9 protein-coding genes and 1 pseudogene are annotated in these 7,142 nt (G+C 49.5%); 3 read left to right on the forward strand and 7 right to left on the reverse strand.

Annotation, left to right across the window (positions count from 1 at the left end):
• Positions 1–6: 6 nt before the first annotated feature.
• Positions 7–1,338: a right-handed parallel beta-helix repeat-containing protein gene (locus tag K8S15_03140; GenBank protein ID MCD4775029.1), complete on the reverse strand. Its 1,332-nt coding sequence runs from the start codon at positions 1,336–1,338 to the stop codon at positions 7–9.
• A 202-nt stretch (positions 1,339–1,540) separates the two neighbouring features.
• Here K8S15_03140 and K8S15_03145 point away from each other — a divergent pair, with 202 nt between their 5' ends.
• The 3 genes and pseudogenes from K8S15_03145 (at position 1,541) to K8S15_03155 (ending at position 4,263) form a co-directional block, all read left to right on the forward strand.
• Positions 1,541–3,361 carry a VCBS repeat-containing protein gene (locus K8S15_03145; protein MCD4775030.1) on the forward strand — a complete coding sequence of 607 codons (1,821 nt, stop codon included), beginning with the start codon at positions 1,541–1,543 and terminating at the stop codon, positions 3,359–3,361.
• 89 nt (positions 3,362–3,450) lie between these two features.
• Positions 3,451–3,633, forward strand: a pseudogene (locus K8S15_03150) (helix-turn-helix domain-containing protein).
• Between the two features lie 51 nt (positions 3,634–3,684).
• Positions 3,685–4,263 carry a hypothetical protein gene (locus K8S15_03155; protein MCD4775031.1) on the forward strand — a complete coding sequence of 193 codons (579 nt, stop codon included), beginning with the start codon at positions 3,685–3,687 and terminating at the stop codon, positions 4,261–4,263.
• 137 nt (positions 4,264–4,400) lie between these two features.
• Here the strand turns inward: K8S15_03155 and K8S15_03160 are convergent, their stop codons facing one another.
• The 6 genes from K8S15_03160 to K8S15_03185 form a co-directional block, all read right to left on the reverse strand.
• On the reverse strand, positions 4,401–4,748 hold the full coding sequence (locus K8S15_03160; GenBank protein ID MCD4775032.1) for a hypothetical protein: 348 nt from the start codon (positions 4,746–4,748) through the stop codon (positions 4,401–4,403).
• 17 nt (positions 4,749–4,765) lie between these two features.
• Entirely contained in the window at positions 4,766–5,236 is a 471-nt protein-coding gene (locus K8S15_03165; GenBank protein MCD4775033.1) for a 6-bladed beta-propeller, read from the reverse strand.
• Positions 5,237–5,315: 79 nt separating this feature from the next.
• The gene (locus K8S15_03170; GenBank protein ID MCD4775034.1) at positions 5,316–5,843 is read right to left on the reverse strand and encodes a hypothetical protein; all 528 of its coding nucleotides are present in this window, start codon (positions 5,841–5,843) and stop codon (positions 5,316–5,318) included.
• Between the two features lie 67 nt (positions 5,844–5,910).
• Complete coding sequence (locus K8S15_03175; GenBank protein ID MCD4775035.1) at positions 5,911–6,297, reverse strand: FMN-binding protein; 387 nt, start codon at positions 6,295–6,297, stop codon at positions 5,911–5,913.
• Positions 6,294–6,959, reverse strand: a complete 666-nt coding sequence (locus K8S15_03180) for an HAD family hydrolase (GenBank protein ID MCD4775036.1) — start codon at positions 6,957–6,959, stop codon at positions 6,294–6,296. Before K8S15_03180 ends, K8S15_03175 begins: the two co-directional genes overlap by 4 nt.
• Positions 6,935–7,142: hypothetical protein (locus tag K8S15_03185; protein MCD4775037.1), on the reverse strand; the 208-nt coding region annotated here is incomplete at its 5' end. The genes K8S15_03180 and K8S15_03185, both read right to left, overlap by 25 nt.

Below are 7,142 nucleotides of genomic sequence, written 5' to 3' on the forward strand. Positions count from 1 at the left end.
GATCTATTACTGCTGGTATTCGTAGCAGCCTATATCGTAACCGCTTCCCGACGGTCTTGGCTGTCCATCCATGTCAGTTGCGGGGGCCAGTGTCTGGCTTCCCGTATCTATTGCGGGTGACGCTGACCCTATATGGTAATTGTTGCTGCCGGGACCAGTGAACTCAGGATCTCCCTCAACGTAATCATCACCGTAGTAGTCAGTGGCTCCGTCTATAAGATTGTGATCGGCGATGAACCCCGTTCCGTACGCTTCAGCGTTGAACTGGCAGGTTGTGTTGTCTGACATGATGTTGTTCCGGACTACGATATTGTCAGCCTCTGAATTTTCAACGCTTACGCCGCAGCCCCATGAAGTTTCACCGTTACCCACAAAAGTATTGTTGATGATCGTGATGTTATCTATAGGATGGGTTACACCGGGCTCTCCCCATGCCCCTACAGTTATCCCGTTACCGGTATTGTTGTACGCGAGGTTGTTGTAGAACTGCACATTGGATAGAACCCCGGCTGATTCGGCCGCTGCCGAGAATCCATCTCCATCGCAATTGTAAACAAGGTTGTCGTAAACACTGATGGTGTTTGTGGCTTTGTTCCAGCTGTCAACGTAAATTCCGAGTCTGTCCAGACCGTAAACACTGTTGTTGCTGATTACGCCGTTGCATGAGCCATCCTTCGCGTCAATACCCTCTCCGCCGTAAACGCCTCCGGCTCCATCATGTACTGTGCAGTAGCTTACTGTGAATTCGTTCGTTACAGCCACGGTTATGCATTCCTGCTCCCCTCCATTGCAGGCTCTTCCAACATCGCATGAATCGATGTTTACATTACTGCAGCTCCATATTCCCATGCCGGAAGAAGATGTGTTCCAGGTTGTACAGGCCTGAATGGTGATGTTACTTGAAGCATCGACCAGAATACCCATTGAGTTCATCCCTCCGGAGACATTCCGCACGGTAAGGCCGCTGAGTGTGATGTTATTACTGTTGGTTATTTCGAACAGCCCTCCAAATTCCGCTGGAACAGTTATCCCGGTTCCGTCAATAATTACGCTCCCATCACCATGATTCCTTATTAGAATACCGTCGGAACTGCTGCTTGCGTCTATTGAGAGCTGAACCCTTTCCGTATATGTGCCTGCCATTATCCGGAGGGTCGTGCCCGCCTGCATCTGGCTCACTCCGTACTGAATCGTTTTCCATGGGCTGTCGGAAGTGCCTGTATTTGAATCACTGCCCGATGTGGAAACGTAAAACGCATCGCCTGCGGGATTCGAACTCTGCGGATTGGAACATCCTGCGGCCAGGATTGTCGCCAAAAGGATAGCTGCATACTTCACAATAAGCTCCTTCGTAAAATGTATGACATTTACAATTTCAATAATACCTAAGAACAACATAGTATTTGATACAGGCTGTAGTCAAACTTATACATGATCATGCGATACTCCATACTGAAAACGATAGGCATTGACATCCGAAATATTAGTAGTAGTAATATTGACGAGTATTTACTATTCACGTTACGACAAGGAGTATGTTATGAAAACTGCGTTTATTATTATTCTTCTGCCTGTACTATCCTGTCTGGCAAACCAGGCGGTACAGACAGACTGGATCACCGGGCCAGGTACGAACGGTCCTGTTACCGATTGGGAAGACGTTTTTGAGTCCTCCGAAGACATCTCCTGGTTCTCTGTTCCCGGTCAGATAGCCCTTTCCTCCATCCCGCTCGCAGTACCCGTCATTAACGAGGTCGACACCTTTTTCGAGGGTGTTTACACAGCAGATGTCGGTGATATGAATGGTGACGGCATGCATGATATCGTAGCCGGCGGTTACCAGGCAAACGAGCTTCGCGTCTGGATTGCCGACGGACAGGGCGGCTGGGACAGTAATATGGTCTCGAACTCCGTTTTCGGTCCCTGCGGAGTTGACGTTGCGGATATCGACAGCGATGGCGATCTGGACATACTCTGTACTACTTATACCGGTAACCGGGTTCTGCTTTATCTGAATAATGGCGCTGCCTCGCCAACGTGGGATGAGGTAGTCATAGAGACCCTGTTCGAAGGAGGGCACGATGTGGAAGCATGCGACATGGATCTGGACGGAGACCCGGATATTCTTGCAGCATCCGCCGAGGGAGACAGAGTGGCGTGGTGGCGGAACGATGGGGGCACACCCCTGCAGTGGTTCGAGCAGGATGTTTCGTTGAACCCGAACTACCCCTGCAGGATACAGGCCTGCGATCTGGATGGAGATGGGAATATCGATGTGACAGCCAGCGCCTGGCAGGGTAACAGGGTTTATGTGTGGTACGGATCCGGGGGTTCCACTCCTTCATGGACGGAACAGATTGTCAACACGAGTTCTGTATATGGAGCGCATTCGGTAAGGGCCTCTGACGTCGATCTGGATGGTGACCCTGACCTTATAGTTTCCGCGATGAACGGCGGGACCCTTCTGCTGTTCCGCAATGAGGGACAATCACCTGTCCAATGGACAAGAGAATCGATCGAATCGTTCGGCAGCTGTGCCTACGCCAGGCCGGGTGACATCGATGGAGACGGAGACCCGGATATAGTAGCCTCTTCATTCTCATCGGGCGGTGCTGCCTGGTGGGAGAACGAAAGTGGAGGAACCTCCTGGACAAAGCATCTTTTCGCTTCGGGCATGGGAAGCGTAAGCTGTGCTCTACCGGCGGATGTGGATAACGACGGTGACCTGGACGCGGTAATTACGTGCTACGGTATAGGGGAGCTTCACTGGGTCGAGCTGAGCGAGTTCACAGACTCGGGCTGGCTTCAGAGTTCCATACTGGACACGGGTGAAAATCCGCAGTGGGCCAGCATTGAATGGGATTCGTATCTCCCGGCAAACACGGACATCATCATCAGGTTCAAGAGTTCGGACGATTACGGAAACATGGGAAGCTGGTCGGCTGGATACAGCACTCCTTCGGAGATAAGCGGCGCACTGTATCGTTATTTCCAGTACCGGATAGAGCTGGCATCTACCGCGAGTGATGTCTCCGCCCTTGTTACCTCGTTCAGGCTCAACTGGGATGCGACCGGCATCTCAGGACAGGTGAATCCATCCGCGACTTCACTTACTCTGCAAGGGGGTAATCCGGTGAGAGGGCCTCTTACTCTGGATTTGCAGGGGGCGCTGAATGGTGATGAGAGGATCATGATATTCGACAGCTCCGGCAGGATGGTCTGGTCTTCAGGTATCCTTGACCCGGCAAGTATCAGTATCACCGTCCCAGCCTCTGCACTGTGCAGCGGCTCCTACCGGGCATGCCTTCAGAACATGGAGGGTAATCTGATCTCATTACCGCTGGTTCTTCTGGGTAGCTGAATCTACTTGCACTAACGGGAGGTGCTTACGATATTCAGGCATTCCCATTTCTAAGGAGTCCATTTTTTGTTACTTAAGCGGATAGAGCTACTGAAAGTGAAGCGGATGCATATCTTGCGCTTCTAAGCGAACCCGGAAGCACAGGGTACAGGATCGCTCAAATAATCGGCAAACCGGTTCCGAATACTTACAAGACCCTCGACAATCTTGAGAATCGCGGAGCTATAATCGCCGATCACAGCGGAAGGAGCAGGCTTTACTCGGCAGTCCCCATCGGGGATTTCATCGATTCCATGGTCAGAGGTCTCGAGAGCTCGCGGAAGATGCTTCAGAAAGAGCTTTCTGATGTTGGCACTCTTCCCCCCGAGGAGGGTATCTACAGGCTGCAAAACGTCCAGCAGGTTTACAGCAAAGCTGAAAGTATGATAGCCTCGGCCAATACATCCCTGTTGATAGACATCGACCCGATACCGCTTCGGCAGCTGGAGCCTTCTATAGACGCCGCAGTCGAACGTGGATTGAAACCTCTTGTTCATGTTCACAGTGACTCGATGAACAGAAAGATCAACGGATGCGAGGTAATCAACAGCTGTAAACTTGACTGGCCGGGAGAATGGCTCGTGGTGCACGCCGATGGGCGTGAATATCTTATCGCCGTCATTACACCGGATGAGCGCAGAGTCCTCCAGGCGGTATGGAGCAGAAATGCGTTTATAGCGCCACTCGTATTTCACGGAACTCTGGATAAAGCAATTCTTTACAGCGTTATGATAATGTTCGGTAAGGGATTGAGCAGAGATGAAATCCAGACGGAGATGCGCCGTCTCTGGACTGAATTCGCGCAGAACGACCCCGGATCCCAAACCCTCCGTGAACTCTTTGATACGCTCAGATTTCTTTAACTGTCTGTATCCGCTTAAAGAAGGATCATTCTCAAAAATTGGCCAGATCCAATAGCACAATTGCAGCTTGATACGTGATATATTGCACTCTGCAGGTACATCGTTATAAGCAACTTATTAAGGAGGTATCGGTATGGTCAATCCATTTTTTCTACAAGCTCAAGAATGTACACTCGAGTGTAGTCAGCCGGATTATGATCCCAGCCAAGTATCCCCGCTGCGGATACTCTGAAACTCCAGTATCTGGCTATGGCCGGAAGAGTGGTCTCAACACTGGTTATTAAAGAACCATCACTCATGCTGTACAGGTCGAAAACAGGTGACGCGGTTGTTCCCTTTCCAGATTTGACCCACAGCCTGTTTTCTCCGTCATAGCCGACAATGGTCGCAGCGCTGCGCAACGAGTCCGGTACCCAGTTGGAGCTGAGTTCCGCTGATGTCGCTTCACTGCCGGGCCCGGGGATTACCGTGTATGGACGTGCCACGTCCAGTTCTTCCTGCGTTACGTACGTAATCTCCCAGGGGATATTAATTGGAAACCTTTTAGTTCCCGCATATAACATAGATCCGAGTCAAAAAAGATAACCTTTTCCTGTTGAATATCCGATACTGCCAGTCCTCCATCGGTAAGGAAAGTCAGTGAATATGGAGAAACGAACTCCCCCGGGCCGCTCCCGTCACGGCCGGCGCTTCCCAGGAACTCACCGTTACCTGAATAAACAAGAACTTTTCTCCGGAGGATATCCAGCAGAGCAATGCGTCCGTCGATAAGATACGTAGCATCTACAATCATTCCGAAAACATAGTTGGAATCACCAATATCGATTCCGACAGAGTCGACCTTGATCAAGTCGTATTCAAGCTGGCGGACAGTATTTTCAACCGGGCTTGTGTCCGTACCCGATTCTCCACAACCAATCAGCAGAACAAGAACAGTTAAAAAGCAATCGCGATCAACTTTCTCATTTTTCAACCTCATTCGTATGAACTGAAAGTTTCATAGACAAATAGCTTAATCTACACATCCGCTGCATTGATTTGCCTTTCTGCATTCAGTCACCCGTTGAATTGAAGGCACCCAGTTTCGTGAACTGAAGCTTCCTGTCTTCACTGAAAATGGCCCGGCAGATCATGTTACCCACCAGCGATCCTCCATCCCCCGGGTAAATAATCATTGAGTGGCTGCGCTGGAGGACATCCTCGCTGTCGAAGTAGTAGTACTGAATTGTACCGGATGATGCCGATGAATGGGAATAGGACCATAGCCGTTTCGTCTCACCCTGCGTATCGACTGCCATGATCCCGGAAAGAAAATTACTCAGAAGAAGAAAACGATCCTGTCCGATCCCGAGGTACAGATTGTAAATCAGGCCACCGGTCCCGCCGAGGGATGCGGACTCAGATATTATCAGTTCGTCTATTCCATCACCATTCAGATCGAGTTCGGTGAAGTATCTCTCGGGACTGAGGGTCGTATCAGCCCCTGGCGCGAATAGCAATTCGCGTGAGTATGTTTCTTCTTCGGCATAGCCGGCGCATAGCGAGCCGAGAAACAGCATGGTTGCCAAAAACGTTTTCATTTTATGCCTTCATCAATGGACTTCTGAGTTCCATGGCGAACACCGGCACTGTCCATATCTTTAAATTCTAGTCAGATAATGCTTTATAAACGGCAATCATTATACACCTGCTGCTTCCGGTGGCTCCTGAAACAGCGTCAACATAGGGACTCTGAGCTTCTAAGATACGATCCACAGTCTCTTCGGCATTGTAACCTGGGCCGCAGTGCTGTTCTACTATTTCAATGTCGGTAATACGGTTATCAGATACAGTTACATCCAGCGTAACCGAGACCAGGAAATCCCCGAAATTCCCAGGGTATACACCATCCTTTATCTGCTGAAGGTCTACCGTTCCGACTTCCTCTTCTCTGAAGACCCGGACCATCCTGTCGTAGCGGATCTTGAAAATAACTCCACCGATTATCAGAATTCCAATCACTATCACAAGAATTTTCAGCAGTTTTTTCTTCATTTCACAGTCTCCCGCGAGTTATGTGCGCCCCTGTCAAACTTTCCATCCGATATATTGATCTTCAGCAAAGATAATATTTCTCCCAAAGAAGATATAGTCTCGCACTGTCTTCCGGTCTGACTGATGTCCGATATCCCTGCATTCGGAGAATCATTATCGAAATCAAGGTTGTTCTTATCCGCGCCCTGTCTCTTTATCAGTACGGGTATGATGCCGGCGGCATTAGCGGCATCAACATCCACATCCGCGTCACCCACATAGACCACTTCATCCGGAAAAAGCCCGGTAGCGGCTAAAGCAGGATTGAAAATATCCGGATGCGGTTTCTTTACTCCAACCTCTCCGGAAATGATGATAGTCTTAAAAAGACAATCCAAACCGTATATTGAAAGATACTTGCGAACATGGCGAGGATGGTCAAAATTACTTACCAGTCCAAGTATCCTGCCCTCTTGCAGGAGTTCCTTCAATACAGGAACAGCGTCCTGATCAAGTTCGATCGACTCCTGCCATTTGCCGGCAATCAGGTCGGCAATAGAGGCAATATCCTTATCACTTGCTTTGATTTCAAGGGAGGTACATAAAGACCTGATACGTTTCTCGAAGACTGTCAGATTCTGCTCGGAAAGAGCGGGTTCTATTTCCCCGAAAAACTCTCGCATTCCTTTTCGAATTCTTCTTCGGATAGCGTAAGACCAAGATCACTCAGCGAGATATAAAAATGATGCAGCCAGTCAGCCCATGCTTTCTTCATATCTCCGTAAACGAAGAGCGTACCGTACAGATCGAAGAAAACCCCGCGTATCATCTTAATCCTCATAACACAAAATACTGTTAATCGGTGG

Source organism: Candidatus Aegiribacteria sp. (assembly GCA_021108005.1).
Classification (GTDB): domain Bacteria; phylum Fermentibacterota; class Fermentibacteria; order Fermentibacterales; family JCC-6; genus Aegiribacteria.